The organism is Lentzea sp. HUAS12 (assembly GCF_024125735.1).
In the GTDB taxonomy this organism is placed as follows: Bacteria; Actinomycetota; Actinomycetes; order Mycobacteriales; family Pseudonocardiaceae; genus Lentzea; species Lentzea albida.
In genome coordinates this window covers 5891980-5915154 of sequence record NZ_CP099738.1, presented here as the reverse complement: position 1 = coordinate 5915154, position 23175 = coordinate 5891980, and the positions used below count along the sequence as shown (strand labels likewise).

22 protein-coding genes are annotated in these 23175 nt (G+C 70.0%); 14 read left to right on the top strand and 8 right to left on the bottom strand.

The features are described 5' to 3' along the window. Positions 1-5 precede the first annotated feature (5 nt). The 8 genes from ND450_RS26860 to ND450_RS26825 are packed head-to-tail and all read left to right on the top strand — an operon-like array spanning position 6 to position 5664. Complete coding sequence (locus tag ND450_RS26860) at positions 6-602, top strand: hypothetical protein (protein ID WP_253321380.1); 597 nt, start codon at positions 6-8, stop codon at positions 600-602. Between the two features lie 2 nt (positions 603-604). Beyond that, on the top strand, positions 605-1609 hold the full coding sequence (locus ND450_RS26855) for a C40 family peptidase (RefSeq protein ID WP_253321379.1): 1005 nt from the start codon (positions 605-607) through the stop codon (positions 1607-1609). A gap of 18 nt (positions 1610-1627) precedes the next feature. Further along, a complete protein-coding gene (locus tag ND450_RS26850) occupies positions 1628-2101 on the top strand; it encodes a hypothetical protein (RefSeq protein ID WP_089910093.1) in 474 nt (157 codons plus the stop codon). Next, the gene (locus ND450_RS26845) at positions 2098-2292 is read left to right on the top strand and encodes a hypothetical protein (RefSeq protein ID WP_253321378.1); all 195 of its coding nucleotides are present in this window, start codon (positions 2098-2100) and stop codon (positions 2290-2292) included. Before ND450_RS26850 ends, ND450_RS26845 begins: the two co-directional genes overlap by 4 nt. Before the next feature lie 24 nt (positions 2293-2316). Then, complete coding sequence (locus ND450_RS26840; protein ID WP_253321377.1) at positions 2317-3726, top strand: RNB domain-containing ribonuclease; 1410 nt, start codon at positions 2317-2319, stop codon at positions 3724-3726. A gap of 35 nt (positions 3727-3761) precedes the next feature. Continuing rightward, on the top strand, positions 3762-4427 hold the full coding sequence (gene npdG, locus ND450_RS26835) for an NADPH-dependent F420 reductase (protein WP_089910095.1): 666 nt from the start codon (positions 3762-3764) through the stop codon (positions 4425-4427). Further along, positions 4427-5188, top strand: a complete 762-nt coding sequence (locus tag ND450_RS26830) for a helical backbone metal receptor (protein WP_253321376.1) — start codon at positions 4427-4429, stop codon at positions 5186-5188. Before npdG ends, ND450_RS26830 begins: the two co-directional genes overlap by 1 nt. A gap of 50 nt (positions 5189-5238) precedes the next feature. Further along, on the top strand, positions 5239-5664 hold the full coding sequence (locus tag ND450_RS26825) for a ricin-type beta-trefoil lectin domain protein (protein WP_253321375.1): 426 nt from the start codon (positions 5239-5241) through the stop codon (positions 5662-5664). On the opposite strand, the gene pip is transcribed toward ND450_RS26825, so the two are convergent. After that, positions 5661-6602: a prolyl aminopeptidase gene (gene pip, locus ND450_RS26820; protein ID WP_253321374.1), complete on the bottom strand. Its 942-nt coding sequence runs from the start codon at positions 6600-6602 to the stop codon at positions 5661-5663. The two genes, ND450_RS26825 and pip, sit on opposite strands and share 4 nt — an antisense overlap. A gap of 18 nt (positions 6603-6620) precedes the next feature. On the opposite strand from pip, the gene ND450_RS26815 reads away from it, so the two are divergent. Next, positions 6621-7478: a glutathione S-transferase family protein gene (locus ND450_RS26815; RefSeq protein WP_253321373.1), complete on the top strand. Its 858-nt coding sequence runs from the start codon at positions 6621-6623 to the stop codon at positions 7476-7478. Positions 7479-7482: 4 nt separating this feature from the next. Here ND450_RS26815 and panB read toward each other — a convergent pair whose 3' ends face one another. Next, a complete protein-coding gene (gene panB, locus ND450_RS26810) occupies positions 7483-8337 on the bottom strand; it encodes a 3-methyl-2-oxobutanoate hydroxymethyltransferase (RefSeq protein ID WP_089910109.1) in 855 nt (284 codons plus the stop codon). A gap of 124 nt (positions 8338-8461) precedes the next feature. On the opposite strand from panB, the gene ND450_RS26805 reads away from it, so the two are divergent. Then, the gene (locus ND450_RS26805) at positions 8462-8824 is read left to right on the top strand and encodes a VOC family protein (protein ID WP_253321372.1); all 363 of its coding nucleotides are present in this window, start codon (positions 8462-8464) and stop codon (positions 8822-8824) included. Here the strand turns inward: ND450_RS26805 and ND450_RS26800 are convergent. Beyond that, positions 8802-9641, bottom strand: coding sequence for an alpha/beta fold hydrolase (locus tag ND450_RS26800; RefSeq protein WP_253321371.1), 840 nt, complete (start codon positions 9639-9641; stop codon positions 8802-8804). The two genes, ND450_RS26805 and ND450_RS26800, sit on opposite strands and share 23 nt — an antisense overlap. Positions 9642-9662: 21 nt before the next feature. Here ND450_RS26800 and lysX point away from each other — a divergent pair, with 21 nt between their 5' ends. Beyond that, the gene (gene lysX / locus ND450_RS26795; protein ID WP_253321370.1) at positions 9663-12905 is read left to right on the top strand and encodes a bifunctional lysylphosphatidylglycerol synthetase/lysine--tRNA ligase LysX; all 3243 of its coding nucleotides are present in this window, start codon (positions 9663-9665) and stop codon (positions 12903-12905) included. Between the two features lie 7 nt (positions 12906-12912). Here lysX and ND450_RS26790 read toward each other — a convergent pair whose 3' ends face one another. The 3 genes from ND450_RS26790 to ND450_RS26780 all read right to left on the bottom strand — a co-directional run bounded on the left by ND450_RS26790 (position 12913) and on the right by ND450_RS26780 (position 16558). Further along, positions 12913-13560 (bottom strand): response regulator transcription factor, encoded by a 648-nt coding sequence (locus ND450_RS26790; protein ID WP_089910121.1) that lies wholly within the window; start codon positions 13558-13560, stop codon positions 12913-12915. Positions 13561-13564: 4 nt separating this feature from the next. After that, positions 13565-14755, bottom strand: coding sequence for a sensor domain-containing protein (locus tag ND450_RS26785; RefSeq protein ID WP_253321369.1), 1191 nt, complete (start codon positions 14753-14755; stop codon positions 13565-13567). A 90-nt stretch (positions 14756-14845) separates the two neighbouring features. Next, a complete protein-coding gene (locus tag ND450_RS26780; RefSeq protein WP_253321368.1) occupies positions 14846-16558 on the bottom strand; it encodes an NAD+ synthase in 1713 nt (570 codons plus the stop codon). A 29-nt stretch (positions 16559-16587) separates the two neighbouring features. Between ND450_RS26780 and ND450_RS26775 the strand changes: the two genes are divergently transcribed. Next, a complete protein-coding gene (locus ND450_RS26775; protein ID WP_253321367.1) occupies positions 16588-18150 on the top strand; it encodes an alpha/beta hydrolase in 1563 nt (520 codons plus the stop codon). Further along, on the top strand, positions 18150-19673 hold the full coding sequence (locus tag ND450_RS26770) for an alpha/beta hydrolase (RefSeq protein ID WP_253321366.1): 1524 nt from the start codon (positions 18150-18152) through the stop codon (positions 19671-19673). The genes ND450_RS26775 and ND450_RS26770 overlap by 1 nt, the downstream gene beginning before the upstream one ends. Here ND450_RS26770 and ND450_RS26765 read toward each other — a convergent pair. Both ND450_RS26765 and ND450_RS26760 read right to left on the bottom strand, forming a co-directional pair. After that, positions 19628-21142: an MFS transporter gene (locus ND450_RS26765; RefSeq protein ID WP_253321365.1), complete on the bottom strand. Its 1515-nt coding sequence runs from the start codon at positions 21140-21142 to the stop codon at positions 19628-19630. The genes ND450_RS26770 and ND450_RS26765 overlap by 46 nt on opposite strands. Continuing rightward, a complete protein-coding gene (locus tag ND450_RS26760; protein ID WP_253321364.1) occupies positions 21142-21693 on the bottom strand; it encodes an LppX_LprAFG lipoprotein in 552 nt (183 codons plus the stop codon). The genes ND450_RS26765 and ND450_RS26760 overlap by 1 nt, the downstream gene beginning before the upstream one ends. 125 nt (positions 21694-21818) lie before the next feature. On the opposite strand from ND450_RS26760, the gene glnA reads away from it, so the two are divergent. Beyond that, a complete protein-coding gene (gene glnA, locus ND450_RS26755) occupies positions 21819-23162 on the top strand; it encodes a type I glutamate--ammonia ligase (RefSeq protein WP_253321363.1) in 1344 nt (447 codons plus the stop codon). Positions 23163-23175: the final 13 nt, after the last annotated feature.

Below are 23175 nucleotides of genomic sequence, written 5' to 3'. Positions count from 1 at the left end.
CGTAGGTGCCGATCCGGACCAACCGCGGCCGCGCCGCGGTCTACCGCAGGCTGTGGGGATGGCCGCTGCGTTCCCCGCGTCACCTGGCCGCGTCGATCATCATCTTCGTGGTGGTGGTCGTCGCTCTCGGCGTGATCATCCCCAGGGTGCTCGACCGCAGGCCGGCTGATCCGACCGCGGCCGGTCAGCCCTCGACGTCGTCGCAGGGCACCCAGGTCGGGCAGCTGCCGTCGAGCGGCGCCTCGCTGCCGACCAAGCAGCCGGCGCCGTCCAACTCCGCGAAGGCGGCACCGCCGCCGGTCGACGCGGGTCTGGTCGCCGAGCTGTGGGCCGAGACCTGGATCAAGCCGCCGCCGGACAACGACGTCACCAAGTGGCTCAAGCAGCTCGAGGACTACACCACCCCCGAGTTCCTGGCGCAGATGGCGACGATCGACCCGCGCAACGTGCCCGACAAGATCACCGGCAAGGTCAACGCGGTGAAGTCGACGACGTCCTCGGTCGACTACGAGGTCCCGACCGACCAGGGCAAGGTGCGGATCACGCTGGTGAAGGCGCCGGACGGGTCCTGGCGTGTGAACAGCTACACGAAGGTGGACTGACCATGCGCGTGATGTTGCTGATCGGGGCGCTCGCCATGATCGTCGTGATCGCCGTGGCGACGTCGGGCGTGTCGCAGGTGGTCAGCAACTCCACGAACCCCGCCGTGGGCGGGAACGTCATGAAGATGAGCTGCAACGCGGCCATCGGACCGTGGACGATCAAGGGCGGCGAGGCCAAGGGCCAGGCCGACGCGGCCCGCCTCAACGAGGAGCAGCGCAACATCGTCGCGCGCATCATCTCCATCGGCCAGGAGCGCCAGCTGCCGCCGCTCGCGTGGCAGATCGCGATCCAGGCCGGCATGACCGAGTCGGGCCTGCGCCCGCTCAACTACGGCGACCGCGACTCGCTCGGCATCTTCCAGATGCGCCCGTCGATGGGCTGGGGCACCCCGGCCGAGGTGATCGACCCGACGTACGCGATCAACAAGTTCTACGACGTGCTGTTGAAGGTGCCGGACTGGGAGAACAAGCGGCCCGGCGACTCGGCGCAGGCGGTGGAGCGGTCGGCGTTCCCGGACCGGTACCACAACTGGGAACCCATGGCGACTTTCCTGCTGAGCGAGCTCGGGCAGATCAGCGACCCGGCCGGCTGCGGTTCCGGCGCGGGGGAGTTCCTGCTGGCGTCGAACGCGGCGGGCATCGCGATCGAGTTCACCAAGCAGCAGCTGGGCGAGCCGTACCTGTGGGGCGGCAACGGCCCGGACGCGTGGGACTGCTCGGGCATCCTGGTGAAGGCCTTCGGCGCGGCGGGCGTGAGCATCCCGCGCGTCGCGAACGACCAGTACGAGAAGGGCGGCGCCCACCTCCCGGTGCGCGACGCCCAGGCAGGCGACCTGATCTTCTGGGCGACCGACACGTCGAACCCGCGCACGGTGCACCACGTGGCCATGTACCTCGGCGGCGACGAGTACATCCACGCACCTCAAACGGGTGATGTCGTGAAGATCAGCAAGATCAACTGGGATTATTACGAGTTGATGCCGCTGGCCGTCCGGCCGGGCGTGTAGATCGCGGGGAGGCGCTGCATGTTCAACCACGACCCCATCCCGAGGCCTTCCGGACCGCCCGCGTCGAGCACTCCGGTGCGTGACTACATGGCGGCCGGTGCTCCGGGGGTCTCGTCCGACTACGTGGTGATCCCACGGGCGTTGGCCGAGGCGATGCCGTTGCCGTTCCAGCAGCACCTGGTGCACCTGCTGGCCGACTTCCACCGCACGTACGGGCACCTCAAGTGGCCGGTCTACCGCGTGGTGCCGTCCCGCTACGAGAAGCTCGCGGACCTCGACGAGGAACAGCTGGCCGAGGTCGGCGCGATCATGGAGATCGACTCCGACGGATCGCTCGTCTACCGCGACCGCTCCGGACGTAAGATCGAGAACGCCGAAGACCGCACGGTGCTGGTCTCGTGTTTGGACCCGATCCCGTCGGAGTACGCCAACGCCAACCAGTCGACGCCGCCGCGGGGATTCCCGGCGCCTTTGGGAGGCGAACGCGTATGAGTGACAGCAGCGGGTGGTACTTCTGCCTGACCCACCAGACGGTGGAGCACGGCAAGGGCTGCAAGGGCCCCGACCGGATGGGCCCGTACCCGGACGAGGCCACCGCGGCCCGTGCCCTGGAGATCGCCAGGGAACGGACCAAGGCGGCCGACGAGTCCGACAAGAAGTGGCGCGGCGACGACGAGGACTGATCGTCCGGTCTTTAGTCTGTGCGGGTGCCTTCCCAGGTGATCCGCACTGGCCGTGCCGACCTGTCGTTCGACGGCCTGCGCTCCGAGTTCAGCCTGCCTCCCGCGTTCCCGGCGGAGGTGCTGGCCGAGGCCGAGGTGGCGGTCTCCCGTTCCCCGGGAGACCGCCCCGACCTCACCTCGCTGCCGCTGGTGACGATCGACCCGCCCGGCGCCAAGGACCTCGACCAGGCGCTGTGCGTGGAGCGCTCGGGTGACGGCTTCGTCGTGCACTACGCGATCGCCGACCTGGGCCTCTTCGTGACGCCCGGCGGTCCGTTGGACCTCGAGGTCCGCCGCCGCGGCCAGACGATCTACCTGCCCGACGGCAACGTCCCGCTGCACCCGACCGCGCTCTCCGAGGGCGCGGCGTCGTTGTTGCCCGGCGTGGTGCGCCCCGCGGTGCTGTGGACCTTCACGTGCGGCGCCGACGGCATCCCGTCCGACGTCGAGGTGCGCCGGGCCCTGGTCCGGTCGACGGCCCAGTTCGACTACGCCACCGTCCAGGCCTCGTTCGACGCCGGTGACCCGCACCCGTCCGTGGCCGCGCTGGCCGAGTTCGGCCCGCTGCGCCGCGCGTACGCCCTCTCCCGGGGTGCGATCGAGCTCCAGCTGCCGGAGCAGGAGATCGAGCAGGACGGCTCGGGCTGGAAGCTCGTGACCCGCCCGCGTACGGCCGTGGACTCCTGGAACGCCGAGATCTCCCTGATGACGGGCATGGCGGCCGCCTCGATCATGCTGGAGGCGCGGGTCGGCGTCCTCCGCACGCTGCCGGACCCCGACGACGCCGCCGTGGCGTCGCTGCGCCGGTCGGCCGCCGCCCTGGACGTGAAGTGGCCGGCCGACCTGTCGCCCGGCGCCTTCCTGGCCGGACTCGACCCCGCCACGCCCGAGGCGCTGGCGTTGTTCACCGACGCCACCCGCCTGCTGCGGGGCGCGGGCTACTCGGCGTTCGCCGGTTCTGTGCCCGAAGTGGTGACCCACGCCGGTGTCGCAGCTCCCTACACGCACGTCACCGCACCTCTGCGGCGGCTGGTCGACCGTTTCGCCACCGAGGTCTGCCTGGCGGTCACCGCCGGGGAGGAGCTGCCGCCGTGGCTGGCCGAGGCCCTGCCGCAGCTGCCGTCGCTCATGGGGTCGTCGGACTCGCTGGCGTCGAAGGTGGACCGCGCGGCCACGGACCAGGTGGAGGCCTGGGTGCTGGCCGGACGTGCCGGGCAGGAGTTCGACGCGGTGGTGCTGCGGGCCGGCGAAGACGAGGCCGAGGTGTTCGTGGCGGAGCCGCCGATCCTGGCCAAGTGCGCGGGTGAGCGGCTGCCGGAGGGGGAGCGGATCCGGGTGCGCCTGGTGGAGGCGGACCCGGTTGAGCGCAAGGTCCGTTTCGCGGGCCCGGTGTGACCCAGGCCAACACCGCCTCGTGTGAAGATGCAGGGGTGACTGACATTCGTGACCTCACCGTCGGCGTCCTCGGCGGTACCGGCGCCCAGGGCAAGGGCCTCGCCATCCGCTGGGCCAAGGCGGGCGTCAAGGTGATCATCGGCTCCCGCAGCGCAGACCGGGCCGAGGTGGCCGCCAAGGAGATCCAGGAGATCGCCGGCGGCGACGTGCGGGGCGCGGACAACTCCGACTGCGCGGCCGACTCCGACATCGTGCTGGTGGCCGTGCCGTGGGACGGCCACGGCGACCTCCTCACGGCCCTGCGCGACCAGTTGGCCGGCAAGATCGTCATCGACTGCGTGAACCCGCTCGGCTTCGACAAGCAGGGGCCGTTCGCCCTGCCGGTCACCGAGGGCAGTGCCGCGCAGCAGGCCGAGCTGCTGCTGCCGGAGTCCCGCGTCACGGCCGCGTTCCACCACGTGTCGGCGGTGCTGCTGGCCGACCTGAGCGTGTCCGAAGTGGACATGGACGTCCTGGTCCTGGGCGACGACCGCGAGGCCACCGACACCGTCCGGGAACTGGCCGAGCTCGTGCCGGGCTTCCGGGGCGTCTACGGCGGGCGGCTGCGCAACGCGCACCAGGTCGAGGCGTTCACCGCGAACCTCATCGCGGTCAACCGCCGCTACAAGACCCACGCCGGTCTGAAGATCACGGGCGTCTGATGCTCCCCGCCGACGACCTCGGTGAGCCGGTCCCGCTGGACCAGCCGCGACGAGTGGTCAGCCTGGTGCCTTCGATCACCGAGGCCGTCGCGCGGAGCGTGCCCGGCTCCCTGGCCGGTGCCACGGACTACTGCACCCACCCGGCCGGTCTCGACGTCCAGCGGGTCGGCGGGTCGAAGTACCCGGACGTCGACAAGATCCTCGACGTGAAGCCCGACCTGGTCGTCGCCAACTCCGAGGAGAACCGCCCGGAGGACGTGGACCGGTTGCGCGCCAACGGGATCAACGTCTGGGTCACCGAGGCGCCGAAGACGGTGCCGATGGCGCTGGAGTCGTTGAAGCGGCTCTTCGCACTGGCCTGGGACCTCGAACCGGACTGGCTCACCGAGGCCGAGGAGCTGTGGCGCGACGCGAAACCGGCCGGGCTGACCGCGCTGATCCCCGTCTGGCGCCGCCCGTGGGTCGTCGTCGGCAGGGACACGTTCGCCACGGACGTGTTGCGCCGCCTGGGGATCGAGAACGTCTACGCGGACCACGAGGAGCGCTACCCGCGCCCCACCCTCGCCGAGCTCAACGAGCGGCGTCCCGACCTGGTCGTGCTGCCCGACGAGCCGTACGAGTTCACCCACGACGACGGCCCGGAGAGCTTCCCGGGACTGCCGTACGTGCTCGTGAACGGCCGGCACCTCACCTGGTACGGGCCTTCGCTCGTGGAAGCAAAGCCTGCCCTGGAGAGAGCGCTCGACTACGGCCAGGGTTGACAACTCCGGGTGGATTCGCGAAACCCGGTGCGCTGCCAGGATCCTCGGCCATGGGGAAACTAGCCGCGATCATCGCGACAGCCGCCGCCACCGTCACGCTCACCGCCCTCCCGGCGAGCGCCGAACCCGTTGTCGTGTACCAGCTCGCCGGCAGCAACCGCTGCCTCGCGGACGCGAGCGGCAACGCCGTCCTGAAGCCCTGCGACGAGCTCGACGACCAGCAGCGCTGGATCGTCCCGATCAGCGGCGGCGTCGACTGGCCGCACAACATCGCGACCGACCGGTGCCTCGGCGCGACCGCCGCCGGTGACGTGCTGACGCAGGCGTGCACGACGAGCTCCAACCAGCGTTGGCGCCGCACGACGTCCGGAAGCTCCTTCCAGTTTCGCAACGTCGGCACGAACAAGTGCCTGACGGCGACCGTCACCGTCGCGACCTGCACCACCGCGAGCGCCAAGTGGAACGCTCTCCGCTAGTCCCGGAACCGGTCCGTCGCTTCCAGCAACGCCGCCAGGATGCCGGGCTCGTCGTAGGCGTGCCCGGCGTCCGGCACCAGCACCAGTTCCGACCCCGGCCACGCCTTGTGCAGGTCCCACGCCGACACGGCGGGCGTGGCGATGTCGTACCGCCCCTGCACGATCACGCCCGGAATGCCCTCCAGCCGCCCCGCGTCCCGGATCAGCTGCCCCTCCTCGAACCAGCCGCCGTGCACGAAGTAGTGGTTCTCGATCCGCGCGAACGCCAGCGCGTACTCCGGCACGGCGAACTCCGCCACGAGCTCCGGCCGGGGCAGCAACGTCACCGTCGCGCCCTCCCACGTGCTCCACGCGACGGCCGCCGGCCCGTGGACCGCGGGGTCGTCGGACGCGAGCAGCTTCGCGTACAGCTCGACGGGATCACCCGACAGCCCGGCCAACGGCGCCGTGAACCGCTCCCACAGGTCCGGGAAGAGCTGGGCCGCACCGCCGCGGTAGTACCAGTCCACTTCGGACGACCGCAGCGTGAAGATGCCGCGCAGCACCAGTTCCGACACGCGGTCCGGGTGCTTCTGCGCGTAGGCCAGCGCCAGGGTCGACCCCCACGAGCCGCCGAAGACCTGCCACCGCGAGATGCCCAGCGACTCCCGCAGCAGCTCCATGTCCGCCACGAGGTGCCAGGTCGTGTTCGTCGACAGGTCACCGGACGTGGAGGCGTGCGGCAGCGAACGCCCGCACCCGCGCTGGTCGAACAGGACGATCCGGTAGGCGGACGGGTCGAAGAGGCGGCGGTGCGACGGCGAGCAGCCGCCGCCGGGGCCGCCGTGCAGGAAGACGACGGGCTTGCCGTCCGGGTTGCCGCACTCCTCCCAGTACACCTGGTTGCCGTCTCCGGTCTCGAGGTGTCCTGACGCGTGGGGCTCGATCTCGGGGTACATGGGCCTATCGTCGGACACATGGCGCAGTTCACGAAGGAGACGTCCACCACCGGCGCGTTCGTCCGGCAGCCCAACCGCTTCACCGCGCGGCCGGAACCCGAACCGGGCCGCTACCGGCTCGTCGTCAGCCTCGCCTGCCCGTGGGCGCACCGCGCGGTCATCGTCCGCAAGCTCCTGGGCCTCGAGGACGCCATCTCCCTGGCCGTCGTCGACCCGATCCGCGACGAGAAGGGCTGGCGGTTCGCCGAGACCGACCCCGTGCTGGGCATCGACTACCTGAAAGAGGCCTACGACAACGCCGACGAGCACTACGAAGGCCGCGTGACCGTCCCCGCGCTGGTCGACACGACGACGAAGCAGGTCGTCACCAACGACTACCCGCAGATCACCCTGGACTTCAGCCTGAAGTGGCGCCCGGAGAGCACCCTCTACCCGGAGCACCTGCGCGAGGAGATCGACGCCTGGATCGAGCCGATCTTCCACAACGTCAACAACGGCGTCTACAAGGCCGGTTTCGCCACGTCACAGGAGGCCTACGAGGAGGCGTACACGAACCTGTTCGCCGAACTCGACCGCATCGAGGCCCACCTCGCCTCGGCCACCTACCTCGTGGGCGGGCAGCTCACCGAGGCGGACATCCGGCTCTGGACCACGCTGGTCCGGTTCGACGCCGTCTACCACGGCCACTTCAAGTGCAACCGCACCAAGCTCACCGAGATGCCGAACCTGTGGGCGTACGCGAAGCGCCTCTACGCCCAGTTCGGGGACACGGTGAACTGGGACCACATCAAGCGCCACTACTACGTGACGCACCACCAGATCAACCCGACCGGCATCGTGCCGGCGGGTCCAGACCCGGAGGTCTGGACCCGCTAGAGGCTCAGTGGAAGGTGTGCTCGGGGCCGGGGAACTGCTGCCCGCGCACCTCGTTGGCGAACTCGGTCGCCGCGCCGAGCATGATGTTGCCGATGTCCGCGTAGCGCTTCACGAACCGGGGCGCCTTGCCGCGGTTCAGGCCCATCATGTCCTGCCACACCAGCACCTGGGCGTCGGTGTCGGGACCGGCGCCGATGCCCACGGTCGGGATGACGAGGTCGTGCGTGATCTGCTTGGCGACCTCGGCGGTCACCATCTCCAGCACGACCGCGAACGCGCCCGCCTCCTGCACGGCCAGCGCGTCCTGCACCACGACGTCGTGGTTGTCGTGGCGGCCCTGCACGCGGTAGCCGCCGAGCGCGTGCTCGGACTGCGGGGTGAAGCCGATGTGCGCCATGACCGGGATGCCCGCGGCCGTGATCGCGCGGATGTGCGGCGCGAAGTAGGCGCCGCCCTCCAGCTTGACCGCGTGCGCCTGGCCTTCCTTCATGAACCGGACGGCCGTCGCGACGGCCTGCTCGACCGACACCTGGTAGGAGCCGAACGGCAGGTCGGCGACCACGAGAGAGCGCTTGACCGAGCGGGACACCGCGCGCACCAGCGGTACGAGCTCGTCGACCGTCACGGGCAGCGAGGTGTCGTTGCCGAAGACGGTGTTCGAGGCTGAGTCGCCGACGAGCAGCACGGGGATGCCGGCCTCGTCGAAGATCTGGGCGGTGAAGGTGTCGTACGAGGTGAGCATGGGCCACGCCTCGCCGCGTTCCTTCATCTCACGCAGGTGGTGGACGCGAACGCGCTTGGCGGGGGCCTTCTGGCCCGCTCCGGAGCCGTAGGGCGCGGAAACTTCGGCAGTGGTCATCGTCGACCGTTCCTTTCCTCGAGGCCCACGTCGGTGGGTCCCCGGGCGCTTGTGCACGGTTGCCGAACTCCAGAGTGGCACCGTTGACCGGAAACGGAACGGAGATGCGGCTACCGTCACACGGGTGGCAGCACGAATCACAGAACTGGTACTCGACTGCACCGATCCCGAACGCCTTGCCACCTTCTGGGGGGAGGTCCTGGGCTACGAGGTGCTCGACCGCGACGACGACTCGGTGGAGATCGGACCGCCGGACAAGCGCACGACCCTGCTGTTCCTGCGCAACCACGACCGCAAGCTGCAGAAGCTCCGGCTGCACATCGACGTGAAGGCCACCGACCGCTCGCAGGCCGAGGAGCTGGAGCGGCTCCTCGTGCTCGGCGCCACCCGCGTCGACATCGGCCAGGGCGAGGACGTGAGCTGGCACACCCTTGCCGACCCGGAGGGCAACGAGTTCTGCCTGCTCAGCGGTCGGGCAGACCCCTGAGCACCTCCCGGACGGCCATGACCACGGCGTCCGGCCGGTCCATCTGGATCATGTGACGGCTGCCGGGCACCGGCACGTTGCGTCCCCACGGCACGAGGGCGGCCAACGACCGGTGCTCCGGCCAGACCTTCCGTCCGGCCGTGAGCACGAGCCACGGCACGCGGGGCAACGGCCGACGTGTCCGCAGCCGTTCCAGGGTCGCCACCTGGCCGGGGTAGGACGCGAGCTCCCACAACACCGCCCGCCCGACACCGGGCCGCCGGTAGACCATCTCGACCAGGTCGGCCGGTGCGGGATCGGTGACGCCGAGCGTCGAGACCGCCGTCAGCAGGTTGCGGAACGAGTGCCCGTAGCGCCGCGTGATCCGGGCGCCGAGCCAGCGGCTGCCGAACGCCCGCACGCCCTGCGCGAGCACCGCCGACACGTCGAACGGGGCTCCCGCGCCCGGCGTCTCGGTGTCCGGGTCCAGCAGGACCACCCCGTCGACCCGGTGCGGCCGCAGCCGCGCGTAGGCCTCGACGTGCATCGACGCCATCGAATGTCCGATCAGGACCGCCCTCGGCACCCCGCGCAGCACGGCGTCGAGCACCGCCACCTCCCGCGCGAGCGACGGCCCGCGCCGGGCGGGACCGCTCAGTCCGAGACCGGGCCGGTCGAACACGATCACCCGCGCGAGTGGTGCGAGCAGCCGCACGGTCCGGTCCCAGTCGAACCACGCCCCGCCCAGGCCCGAGCTGAGCACCACGACGGGTCCGTCGACACGCCCGGACGCCGCGACGTGCACCCGCCCGGCGGAAGACGGGATCATGGCGGTCATCGGCTGACCTCGGGAGTGGTTGTGGCACCGGCGTGGAAGTGGAAGACCGCGGGGGCGATCGCGACGATCGTCCAGCTGGCCGGGGTGTTGTCGCTGCTCAGGGTGATCCTCCCCGAGGAGAGCTGGTTCACCGACGTCGCGGACGGCATCGGGTACTTCTTCGGTCTGCCGATCGACGGCAACCTGTTCATCGCCATGGTCTTCTTCGTCCTCGGCGCCGCCCTGCGCAGGCACAAGCGAGCGGCGCTGTGGACGCTGCTGCTGTTCCAGTTCCTGGGCCTGCTGCTGGTCGGGTTCATCATGGTCATCTTGGCCCTGGCGCCTGAAGAAATCCTGGATGAGGGCGAGAAGCCGCACTGGGTGTTCCTCGGTGTCGGCGTCGCGACCTCGCTGGTGCTGGTGACGCTGCTGTTCGTGGTGCGCGACGCGTTCCCCGCCCGGCTGGCCCGCGGCGCGTGGCTGCGGGCGCTCGTGTCGTTCGTGGTGGGCATGATCGCGCTGATCGGCGTCGGCTGGGCCCTCACCGAGGTGTTCCCCGGGAAGCTGGTCGCGCAGACCGACAAGCTCGCGTGGGCGGCGAACCAGGCCACGGGTGAGGTCGTGCGGCTCGGCCGGCTCGACATCCCCGAGGGCCCGCAGTGGCTGAGCGTGGTGCTGGGCCTCGGCGGCGCGCTCGTCGCGGTGCGTGCGATGTACCTGTTCTTCCGCGGTGTCCGCACCCAGAGCATGATCACCCCCGAGCAGGAGCTGGACGTGCGCCGGCTGCTCGCGGCCGACGGCGAGCCCGACTCGCTGGGCTACTTCGCGACCCGGCGCGACAAGAGCGTCGTGTTCGCCGCCTCCGGCCGGGCCGCCCTGACGTACCGGGTGATCGGCGGCGTGACGCTCGCGTCGGCCGACCCGATCGGCGACGAGGAGCACTGGCCCGAGGCCGTGCGCGCGTGGCTGGCCGAGGCGCGCACGTACGGCTGGATGCCCGGCGTGCTCGGCGCGTCCGAACGGGGTGCGCAGGTCTACTCCGACGCCGGGCTGAAGGCACTGGAGATCGGGGACGAGGCGATCCTCGACGTCCGCCGGTTCGTGCTCGCCGGTCCGGAGCGCAAGGGACTGCGCCAGGCGGTGTCGCGCGTGGAACGGGCCGGGTACACCACCCGTGTCCGCCGCCACAGCGAGATCGCGCCGGACGAGATGGCGTCCATCCTGGACCTGGCGGAGGCGTGGCGCGGTGCCGAGACCGAACGCGGGTTCTCGATGGCGTTGGGGCGCTTGGGAGATCCGAGCGACGGCCGGTGCGTGATGGTCGAGGCGTACGACGCCTCAGGTGCGTTGCGCGGCCTGTTGTCGTTCGTGCCGTGGGGCCGCCGCGGGGTCTCGCTGGACTTGATGCGGCGTGACCGTGCCGCGGAGAACGGCCTCAACGAGTACATGGTCGCCCAGCTCGCGGCCGCCGCCGGACACCTCGGCGTGCAACGGATCTCGCTCAACTTCGCGATGTTCCGCGCGGTGTTCGAGGAGGGCGAGAAGATCGGCGCCGGCCCGGTGCTGCGGGCGTGGCGGAGCGTGCTGTCGCTCGCGTCGCGGTTCTTCCAGCTGGAGTCGCTGTACCGGTCGAACGCCAAGTACCTGCCGGAGTGGGAGCCGCGTTTCCTGTGCTACCAGCGCTCGCGGTCGTTGCCGCGGGTCAGCATCGCCGCCGGTGTCGCCGAGGGGTTCGTGCCGTCGCTGCGGTCGTTGCGCAAGCGGGCGTTGCAGAAGACGGACGTCAGCGACGAGTTCGCGGCCCGCGTGGCCGAGATCGACGCGATCCGGGTCGAGCCGAAGTCCGTACGACGGCCCGAGCAGGTCCGGGTGCGGATCGCGAAGGTCGAACGGCTCCTGTCGCAGGGCGTCGACCCGTACCCGGTCGGGTTCGCGCGCACGGACCTCCTCGCGGGAGCACGGGAACGCTTCGGCGAGGAGGTGTCGGTCACCGGACGCGTGGTGGCGTTGCGGGAGATGGGCAGGCTCTGCTTCGCGCGGATCCGGGACTTCAGCGGCGAGATCCAGCTGATGCTGACCGCCGACTCGCTGGGCGACGCGCTGACGTCCTGGAAGTCGGACGTCGACCTCGGCGACCACGTCGGCGTGACCGGACGCGTGATCAAGTCCGACCACGGCGAGATCTCCGTGCTCGCGTCGTCGTGGACGATGACCGCGAAGTGCCTGCACCCGTTGCCGGACAAGCGGAAGGGCTTCACCGACCCGGAGGCCCGCGTCCGCCAGCGCTACCTCGACCTGGTGGTCAACTCCGACTCGGCGCACCTGCTGAAGCTGCGCAGCGACGTCATCCGCAGCGTGCGGGAGTTCCTGCACGCGCAGGAGTACCTCGAGGTCGAGACGCCGATGCTGCAGGCGGTGCACGGCGGCGCGAACGCACGCCCGTTCGTCACCCACATCAACGCCTACGACATGCGGATGTACCTGCGGATCGCGCCGGAGCTGTACCTGAAGCGGCTCTGCGTCGCGGGCGTGGACCGGGTGTTCGAGCTGAACCGCAACTTCCGCAACGAGGGCGCGGACGCGACCCACAACCCCGAGTTCACGATGCTGGAGGCCTACCAGTCCTATGCGGACTACCGGGTCATGCTCGACCTGGTCCGTTCGCTGATCCAGCACGCGGCGCGCGAGGCGTTCGGCGAGGAGGTCGCACACCGGCCCGAGGGCGTCTTCGACATCTCGGGGGAGTGGCCGGTGGTTCCGGTCTACGAGGCCGTGTCGTCGGCCTTGGGCACCTCGGTCACCCCGGACACGTCCGTCGCAGACCTGCGGTCGTTGCTGGGCGCGCGGGGCGTGGAGGTCAACGAGGACTGGGACCACGGCCAGCTCGTGCAGGAGGCGTACGACTCGTTCGTCGAGGCCACGACCGTCGGCCCGACCTTCTACATCGACTTCCCGACGTCGGTGTCGCCGCTGACCCGGCAGCACCGCGTCGACCCGCGCCTGGCCGAGCGGTGGGACCTGGTGGCGTTCGGCGCGGAGATCGGCACGGCCTACTCGGAGCTGACCGACCCGCTGGAGCAGCGGCGACGGTTGGAGGCGCAGTCGCTGAAGGCCGCGTCCGGTGACGTCGAGGCGATGGAGCTGGACGAGGACTTCCTGCGGGCGCTGGAGCACGGCATGCCACCGACCGGCGGGCTCGGCATGGGCGTCGACCGGTTGCTGATGATGCTGACCGGCACGTCGATCCGGCAGACCGTGCTGTTCCCGTTCGTCCGGCCCCAGTGATCGGGGCTCAGTGGTCCAGGTACGCCAGGACCGCTTGCACCCGGCGGTCGCCCGAGCCGTCCTCGCTGTTGAGGCCGAGCTTCAGGAACACGTTGCCGATGTGCTTGTGCACGGCTCCCGCGCTGAGGACGAGCTTCTCGCCGATGGCTGCGTTCGACAGCCCTTCCGCCATCAGTCCGAGGACCTCGCGTTCGCGCGGAGACAACACACTCAGCGCGTCGTCCGCCTTGCGCCGCACCAGGAGTTGTGACACGACCTCGGGGTCGAGCGCCGTGCCGCCGTTCGCGACGCGGTGCAGCGAGTCGAGGAAGTCCGCGACCTTGCCGACGCGTTCCTTCAAGAGATAGCCAACGCCGCCGTTGGTGCCGGCGAGCAGTTCGTGCGCGTAGCTCTGCTCGACCCACGCGGACAGGACCAGCACGGCCAGCTTCGGGTGCCGTCGCCGCGCTTCCACCGCGGCCCGCAGGCCCTCGTCGGTGAACGTCGGCGGCATCCGCACGTCGACGACGGCGATGTCGGGCTCGTGCTCGGCGACGGCCACCAGGAAGTCGTCCGGGTTGTCGGTCGCCGCCGCCACTTCGATGCCTTCGTTGCGCAGCAACAACGTCAGCCCTTCGCGGAGCAGGGCGTCGTCTTCGGCGATCACGATGCGCATGAGTTCACTTCCCCACAGGTAGCACGACGGTGAGAACGGTAGGGCCACCCTCGGGACTGCTCACTTCCGCGGTGCCGTCGAGCGCCGCGACCCTGCCGCGAATGCCGTCCAGCCCCGTCCCCTGCTTCTCGTCCGCGCCGCCCTTGCCGTCGTCGTGGACGACCACGGCGAGCCGGTCCCGGTCGAGGTTCAGGCTGACCCACGCGTGCCGGGCACCGCTGTGCTTGGCCACGTTCGTCAGCGCTTCGGCCACCGCGAAGTACGCCGCCGCCTCCACCGCCGCCGGCAGCCTGCCCAGGTGCTCGGCCGTGAGCACGCACGGCACCGGGCACCGCGCCGCGAGCGCCTGGATCGCGCCGTCGAGTCCCAGGTCCTCCAGCACCGGCGGGTGGATGCTGCGCACGACGTTGCGGAGCTCTTCGAGGGCGTCACCCGCCGCGTCCTGCGCCCGCAGCAACGCCTGCAACGCGTTGTCGGGGTTCTGCTTGAGCGTCCGCTCCGCGATGCCGAGCATCATGACGACGCCGACCAGCTTGTTCTGCGTGCCGTCGTGCAGGTTCCGCTCGATGCGCCGCAGCTCGGCCCCGTGCGCCTGCAACGCGGCGGCACGGGTGGCGACGACCTCGGCGAGCCGCTTCTCGAGCGACGCCTTGGGCGGCGACAGCATCTTGCCCGTCCACCGCGCGTCGAGGTTCGCGAGCTTCGGGAACTGCAGGACGACCAGCCAGAGCACGAGCGCGATGGGCACGCTCAGCAACGCCTTCGGCCAGGAGTCGACGTGGACGCCGAACGAGTTGTCGTTGCCGCCGGGGACCGTCCACCACGTCAGCAGCACGAACGGCTGCTGGATCAACGAGCCGGGGATCCCGATCGCGAGCGCCCCGAACACCGTCCCGAACAGGGCGTGCGTGACCAGCCACAACCCCTCGCGCCGGCTCTCCGGATCGGCCAGCACGCGCTGGGCCCGGTGCAGCCACGGCCCGTCGAGCGGAGGTGGCGGCGGGATCTCGACACCGGCGTACCGGGCGAGCCGCCGCCGGTCGAAGTCGACGATCCGGCGCAGGTAGGGCGCGGTGATCGGCAGCAACGGCAGCACGACCACCGACAGCAACAGGATGCCCAGCGCGAGCCACGAGGCGATGGCCGTCAACAGGCCGCTCGCCAGGTAGACGATCGCGGCCCAGATCCGTTTCATGCCGAGAAACCTAACGGTCCGACCTGGGGCGGCGCGGTACAGCAGGCTCCACTCTCGCCCCGGCAGCTAAGGCCACCGGCCCCCGGGGCCTCAGCCCTCGCGCCACCCGTTGGTGATCGGCAGCCGCCGGTCCCGCCCGAACGCCTTGTTCGAGATCTTCGTGCCCGGCGGGTACTGGCGCCGCTTGTACTCGGCCTTGTCGACCATCCGCAGCACCCGGTCGACCAGCTCCGGCGAGTGCCCGGCGGCCAGCAGGGCGTCGTACCCGCGGTCGCAGTGCACGTAGTCGTCGAGCAGGGCGTCGAGGACCTCGTAGTCCGGCAGCGAGTCGGTGTCGACCTGGCCGGGGCGCAGTTCGGCCGACGGCGGCTTGGAGATCGAGTTCTCCGGGATCGGCGGGGTCTCGCCGCGCTTCTCCGCCTCGGCGTTGCGCCAGCGGGCGAGGTCCCAGACCAGCGTCTTCAGCACGTCCTTGATCGGGGCGTAGCCGCCGACCGCGTCTCCGTAGATCGTCGAGTAGCCGACGGCCAGCTCGGACTTGTTGCCGGTCGCGAGCACCAGGTGGCCGTGCTGGTTCGACAGCGCCATCAGCAGCATGCCGCGGCACCGGGCCTGGATGTTCTCCTCGGCCAGGCCGGTCAGCTTGAGCTGCGAGACGTACACGTCGACCATCTCGCCGATCGGTTCGGTCGTGAAGTGCAGGCCGGTGCGCTCGGCCATGTCGGAGGCGTCCGACCGCGAGTGCTCGGACGAGTACGAGGACGGCATCGAGACGCCGTAGACCGCGTCGGCGCCGAGGGCGTCCACGGCCAGAGAGGCGACCACGGCCGAGTCGATGCCACCGGACAGACCGAGCACCACGGACCGGAAGCCGTTCTTGTGCACGTAGTCGCGCAGGCCGGTGACCAGGGCGTGCCACACCTCGGCCTCGTCGGACAGCGGCTCGAACACGCGAGGCGCGGGCAACGGCTCGTAGGCCGGCACGGCGTCCGAGACGAACACGCGGCGCACGTCGAAGTCGCCGATCTGACCGGTCTTGTAGGTACCGCCGCCGGGCAGGTCGAAGTCGACGAACATCAGGTGCTCGACGAACTGCGGCGCGCGCCCGACGAGCGCGCCCTCGGCCGACACGACGAGCGAGTCGCCGTCGAACACCAGCTCGTCCTGGCCGCCGACCAGGTTGCAGTAGGCCAGCGGCGCGCGGGCCTCGGCGGCGCGGCGGGCCACCAGCGGCAGGCGCAGGTCGTCCTTGTTGCGCTCGTACGGGGAGGCGTTGGGCGAGACCACGACGTCGACGCCCGCGTCACCGAGCGCGGTGATCGGGCCGCCGTCCTGCCACAGGTCCTCGCAGATCACCATGCCGACCTCGACGCCGTTGACCCGCACGACGTCGAGGGCCGAGCCGGACTTGAAGTAGCGGCGCTCGTCGAACACGCCGTAGTTCGGGAGGTGGTGCTTGAACTGCCGCGCGACGACCTGGCCGCCGTGCAGCACCGCCGCGGCGTTGCGCGGGCCGACGGAGTCGTGCTCCAGGTACCCCACGACGGCCGCGACGTCACCGAGCCCGGCCGTCTCCAGCGACCCGGCCAGCGCCTCCAGCGCCTCGGCGGACGCCCGTGCGAACGACGTGCGGATCGCCAGGTCCTCGACCGGGTAGCCGGTCAGCACCATCTCGGGGAACACGACGAGGTGCGCGCCGCCCTCACGGGCCTTGCGCGTCCAGTCCACGACCAGCGAAGCGTTGCCCCGAAGATCGCCAACAGTGGCGTTGACCTGGGCTAGCGCGATCCGAAGCTGCGGCATGCCCTCATCATCTCCCATACCATCGGGCTGTGGTCCGTCTCTTGAGCGTGTTGCTCGTCATTCCGCTGCTCGCGTCCTGCACGTCGGTCATCGAGGGGACGTCCAAGCCCGGCGTCTCCTTCGAGTCCTCAGGCCCCGCCGGCGTCGTTCCCGCTGGTCTGGAGGAGTTCTACGGCCAAAAACTCGGCTGGGAGAACTGCGCTCCTTATGCCACCACCGGGTCCAGCAGGGACGCCTACGGCACCAAGCGCGACGTCGAGTGCACTCGCTTGAGGGTTCCCCTCGACTACAGCAAACCAACCGGCGACACGATCACGATCGGCGTGCTCCGGTACAAGGCGACCGGGCAGAAGATCGGCTCGCTGCTGACCAACCCCGGCGGCCCCGGCGCGTCCGGCATGGCGTCGGCCGCCGGCATGGTCTCCGAGTACCGCAAGACCGACCTCGCGGAGAAGTTCGACCTCATCGGGTTCGACCCGAGGGGCATCGGCGCGAGCGAACCGGCGGTCACCTGCCTCACCGGACCGGAGCGCGACGCCGAGCGCCTGGACCTCGACACGGACACTTCTCCGGCCGGAATCGCCCAAACGGAGCAAGAGAACAGGACGTATGCCGAGAAGTGTGCCGCCGGGACAAAATTCGGGGCGGCAATGCTCGCCAATTTGGGCACGCGGGACGTAGTTAAGGACATGGATGTCCTCCGCTCTGCGCTCGGCGACGCGAAGCTGAGCTACGTCGGTTACTCGTACGGCACACGTATAGGCACCGAGTACGCCGAGACCTTCCCCCAGAACGTGCGCGCGCTCATCCTCGACGGTGCCGTCGACCCCACCCAGGACCAGCTCGCGTCGCTGGTCGCCCAGGCCGCGGGCTTCCAGAAGGCCTTCGACGAGTTCGTGAAGTGGTGCCGCGGGAAGAAGGACTGTCCCCTGGGCGCCGATGCCAACTCGAGCTTCCGGCAGCTCACGACGCCGTTGATCCAGAAGCCGGTCGACGTCGGTGACCGCAAGCTGTCCTACAACGACGCCATCACCGCCGCGATCCAGGCGATGTACTCGGAGCAGCTGTGGCCGATCCTGCTCAACGGCCTGCAGGAGCTCAAGGCCGGCAAGGGCACGACGCTGCTGCGCCTCGCGGACGCCTACTTCGACCGCGACGACCAGGGCCAGTACTCGACCATCACGGACGCGTTCAACGCCGTGCACTGCGTCGACGATCCACGGCTGACGGACAAGAACGCGCTGTTGGAGACGCAGAAGAAGTACAAGGAGGCGGCGCCGTTCCTCGACGACGGCAACCCGCCCGGCGCGGCACTCGACTCGTGCGCCTTCTGGCCCGCCCCCGTCACCGCCCGCACCGGCCCGCCCAAGGCCGACGGCATCCCGCCGCTGCTGGTCATCTCCACGACCGGTGACCCGGCGACGCCGTACGAGGCGGGCGTGAACCTGGCCAAAGCGCTCAACTCGCGCCTGCTCACGTTCGAGGGCGTGCAGCACACGGTCTTCCTGCAGGGCGACCGGTGCGTGGACGACGCGGGCGTGAAGTACCTGATCGACCAGACGTTGCCCGCCGACGGAACCCGGTGCGCCTAATGACGAAGAGGCGATCCCGAGTCACCGCGGCCTTGTTCGCCTTGATCGTTGTGCTCAGCACGTCCACCTCCTACGCGCGCATCGACGGCACGCCCGTCGCCGGCCGCAAGGGCATCGAGCGCTTCTACGCGCAGGTGTTGGCGTGGGGCGCGTGCCAGCCCTACGCGACCGATGCGAAGAGCAAGGGGCTGTACGAGCGCGAGGGCATCCAGTGCGCGCGATTAGCGGTCCCGCTCGACTACGAGAAGCCGGACGCCGGAACGATCACCGTCGGACTGCTGCGCAGGCCCGCCACCGAGAAGGACCGCAGGGTCGGCTCCCTCGTGGTGAACCCCGGCGGCCCGGGCGGGTCGGGCATGGCGCACGTCGCGAACATGCAGGCGGGCAACCCGGTCGGCAAGCGGTTCGACGTCGTCGGGTTCGACCCGCGCGGCGTCGGGGCGAGCCAGCCCCGCGTCCAGTGCCTGACCGACGCGGAACGCGACGCGCAGCGGTTGCGGCCCAAGGGCGAGAGCGCGAACCAGACCGAGCAGGAGAACAAGTACTTCGTCGACAAGTGCGCCGAACGCAGCGGCATCGACCTGCTGCGCAACGTCGGCACCCGTGACGTCGTGCGGGACGTCGACGTGCTGCGCGCCGCGCTGGGGGAGAAGAAGCTGAGCTACCTCGGCTACTCCTACGGCACGCGCATCGGCACGTTGTACGCCGAGATGTTCCCTCGCAACGTGCGCGCGATGGTGCTCGACGGCGCTGTGGAGACCAACGCCGACAAGGTGGCCGCGTCAGCGCGTCAGGCGCAGGGCTTCGAGGAGTCGTTCAACCGCTTCGCGGGCTGGTGCGCCCAGCGCGACTGTCCGATCGGGAGGGACACGGCCACGGCCGAGTCGAAGTTCCGCCAGATGATCGAGCCGCTCAAGAAGGCCCCGCTGCAGGTCGGCGACCGCAAGCTGTCCCACTCGGACGCGAACACCGCCATCATCCAGGCGATGTACACGGACCGGCTGTGGGAGACCGCCTACAAGGGACTGCAGGAGCTCAAGCAGAACAAGGGCACCACCCTGCTGCAGCTCGCCGACCAGTACCTCGGCCGCGCCCAGGACGGCACCTACAGCCGCATCCAGGACGCGTTCGTGGCCATCCGCTGCGTCGACGAGCCGCCGATCAAGGACCGCGCCACCCTGGAGTCCAACCGTCGGAGGCTGTTGGAACTGCTGGGCAACGACACCGTCCCCACCGACGAGACGGCGCTCGGCCCGTGCGCGTTCTGGCCGGCCCCGCACACGTCGGAACCGCACCCGCCGATCGTGAACGGGCTGCCGCAGGTGCTGGTGGTGTCGACGACCGGTGACCCGGCGACGCCCTACCAGTCCGGCGTCGACCTCGCGCAGGCCCTCGGCGCGCGCCTGCTGACGTACAACGGCAACCAGCACACGGCGTTCCTCGCGGGCATCGGCTGCGTGGACGGCGTGGGCACGAACTACCTGGTCGACCTGAGGCTGCCCGAGACGGATTCGACCTGCTGAGCCCTACCGGGGAGGAAGACCGATCCCAGCGCTCCGAACGCGCAGACCACCGCCGTGATCAGGAAGATCTCGTGGTACTCGGTGAGCAGCGCCTCGGTGAGCCCGCGCTGGTACTCGGCCATCTGCCGCTGGAACTCAGCGGGTTCGACGCCGAACGGCAGCGGCGTGTTCAAGCCTGCCGTGAGCTCGCGGAACCGGTGCAGTCCCCACGCGGACAACGCCGCCACTCCGACGAGCATGCCCGTCATGCGCGCGACGACGACGAACGCCGACGCCACGCCGTGACGCACTGACGGGACGACGCGCAGCACAGCACCGGACAACGGCGCGATGACCAGGCCCAGCCCGAAACCGGCGATGGCCAGGTCACGCGTGAGCACGAGCCCGCTGACGTCCGCGGGCCACTGCGCGATGAACACGTACGACACTGACGCGAGTGCAAGGCCGCCGAACGACACCCAGCGGTCGCCGATCCGCGACGCGAGGAACCCGCCCAGCACGGCACCGACCGGCAACGCGACCAGGAACCGCGTCAGCAGCGTGGCGGCGGCCGCGGAATCCCGCCGCAACACCGTCTGCGCGAACAACTCCACGTCGACCAGCGTCACCATCAACGCCGCCCCGGCGGCCAGTGACACCCCGAGCACGGCCCAGAACGGCCGCCACTGCACACCCTCGGGATCGAGGAGCCGCACGGCGCTACGGCGTTCCCACAAGAAGAAGGCACCCAGCACGACGAAGGCCGCCGCCAACGTCGGCCAGCCCCACGACGGCAGCACCGACTCGGCCGGAGTCGGGTTGTAGAGCGCCACGACCAGCAACGACAGCGCGGCGGCGAGCAGAACGCCGCCCACGACGTCGATGCGCACCTCACGCCGTGTGTTCGGCACGGTCCGTTGCACGATCACCATCGCGATGACCGCCAACGGGATGTTCACCCAGAAAATCCACCGCCAGCTCTGCGGCTCCCACGCCTCGAACAACGGCAGGGCGTTGAACAGCGACGCCACCGCGATGCCGTACAGCGTGCCGAGAACGGACCCCAGCTCCTGAGTGGCACCCACGGTCCCCAGAGCGGCCGACCGCCGGTGCTCCTCCCACAGGTCCGCGACCAGCGCCATCGTCACCGGCAGCAACGCGCCACCGGCCAGGCCCTGAACCACGCGCCCGAGGACGAGCAACGGCACGTCAGCGGCCAACGCCGTGATGACCGAGCCGACCAGGAACCCGAGCAGCGAGACCTGCAGCACGAACCGCCGCCCGAGCCGGTCCGACAGCTGCCCGAGCAGCGGCATGCCCGCCACGTACCCGAGCAGGTACCCGGTGACGATCGGCGTCGCCTGCTCCAGCTCGTTCACCGCGATGCCGAGATCACGCACCATGTCCGTGAGGACCCCGACGACGACGTACGCGTCGAGGGCCCCCAGCAGCACAGCCGCGCCGGACGCGGCGAGAGCGACTTTCCGCATTACGCGGGCGCTGTCACGGTGACGGGCTTGTCGAAGTCGGTCAGGCCGATGTCGACCTTCTGACCACCGGGGAGCTCGAACAGCGCGCTCTTGAGCTTGTTGTCGCTCCCGATCGAGAACGTCGACTTCACGTCCGCGGAGATGCCCGGCACCAGCCCGGCCGCCACGTCCTTCGGCACCGTCGCCTCGACCACCGACACGTCACCGGACGACTTGGTCTTCGCGTCCTTGGCGCTGCTCAGCACCTTGGCCACGCCCTTGTCCGGGTTCAGGATCGCGGACGGGTCGTACACCTGCCCCGCGAACGCCGCCGGCAGCTTCGTGAACCCGCCCGTCGGGCCCTTGAAGTGCAGGTTCCCGCCCGTCAGCACGTACTCGATCGACAGCAGCTGCCCGCCGAACGTGACCTTCGCGGTGCCCTTCGAGTCCCCGGCGGAGGTGAGGTCGCCGTCGGCGTCCTTCACCGGCACGTCCGGCAGCTCACCGTCGACCTTGATGGTGAAGTGCACCGTCTTGACCGACTTCATCGACTCGGCCGATTTCGAGAGCAAGGTCGCACCATCGGGGAGATCTCCCCCGGAGGTGCAGCTCGTGAGCAGGGCGAGTGCGCAAACCAACAACCAACGTGCCGACATGCGTTGATCGTAGAGACTCAGGAGCCCTTAAGCTGCGCACTATGGACCGCCAGCAGGAGTTCGTGCTCCGCACGCTAGAGGAACGCGACATCCGGTTCGTCCGGCTCTGGTTCACGGACGTCCTGGGCTTCTTGAAGTCCGTGGCGGTCGCACCGGCCGAGCTCGAGGGTGCCTTCAGCGAGGGCATCGGGTTCGACGGTTCCGCGATCGAGGGCTTCGCCCGCGTCTACGAGTCGGACATGGTCGCGAAGCCGGACCCCGGCACGTTCCAGGTGCTGCCGTGGCAGACGCCGGAGGGCACCAACTACTCCGCGCGCATGTTCTGCGACATCACCATGCCGGACGGCTCCCCGTCGTGGGCCGACCCGCGCCACGTGCTGCGCCGCACGCTGTCGAAGGCCAGCGAGGCCGGGTTCACCTGCTACGTCCACCCCGAGATCGAGTTCTTCCTGCTCAAGGGCCTGCCCGGCGACGGCAGCGAGCCCGAGCCCGCGGACAACGGCGGGTTCTTCGACCAGACCTCGCACGAGACGGCCACCCACTTCCGCCGCCACGCCATCGAGGCGCTGGAGGCCATGGGCATCTCCGTCGAGTTCAGCCACCACGAGGGAGCGCCCGGCCAGCAGGAGATCGACCTGCGCTACGCCGACGCGCTGACCATGGCGGACAACGTCATGACGTTCCGCTACCTGGTGAAGGAGGTCGCGATCACGCAGGGCGTGCGCGCCTCGTTCATGCCCAAGCCGTTCTCCGAGCAGCCGGGCTCGGGCATGCACACCCACTTCTCGCTGTTCGAGGGCGACCGCAACGCCTTCTACGACGAGGAGGACCCGTACCAGCTCTCCGACATCGGCAAGCAGTTCGTCGCGGGCATCCTCAAGCACGCGCGCGAGATCTCCGGCGTCACGAACCAGTGGGTCAACTCCTACAAGAGGCTGATCGTCGGCGGTGAGGCCCCCACGGCCGTGTGCTGGGGTCACGCGAACCGCTCCGCACTGGTCCGCGTGCCGATGTACTCGCCCGGCAAGTCGTCGTCGCGCCGCGTCGAGGTCCGCTCGCTCGACTCCGCGTGCAACCCGTACCTGGCGTACTCGGTCGTCCTGGCCGCCGGCCTGCGCGGCATCGAGAAGGGCTACGAGCTGCCGCCGCCCGCCGAGGACGACGTGTGGTCGCTGACCGACCGCGAACGCCGCGCCGCGGGCTACGCGAACCTGCCGCAGAACCTCGGTGAGGCGCTCACCGAGATGGAGAACTCCGAGCTGCTCCCCGAAGCGCTGGGCGAGCACGTCTACGACTTCTTCCTGCGCAACAAGCGTACGGAGTGGGACGCGTACCGTCGTAGCGTCACTCCGTACGAGCTGCGCACACTTCTTCCCATGCTGTGAGGCGTTCACGTGC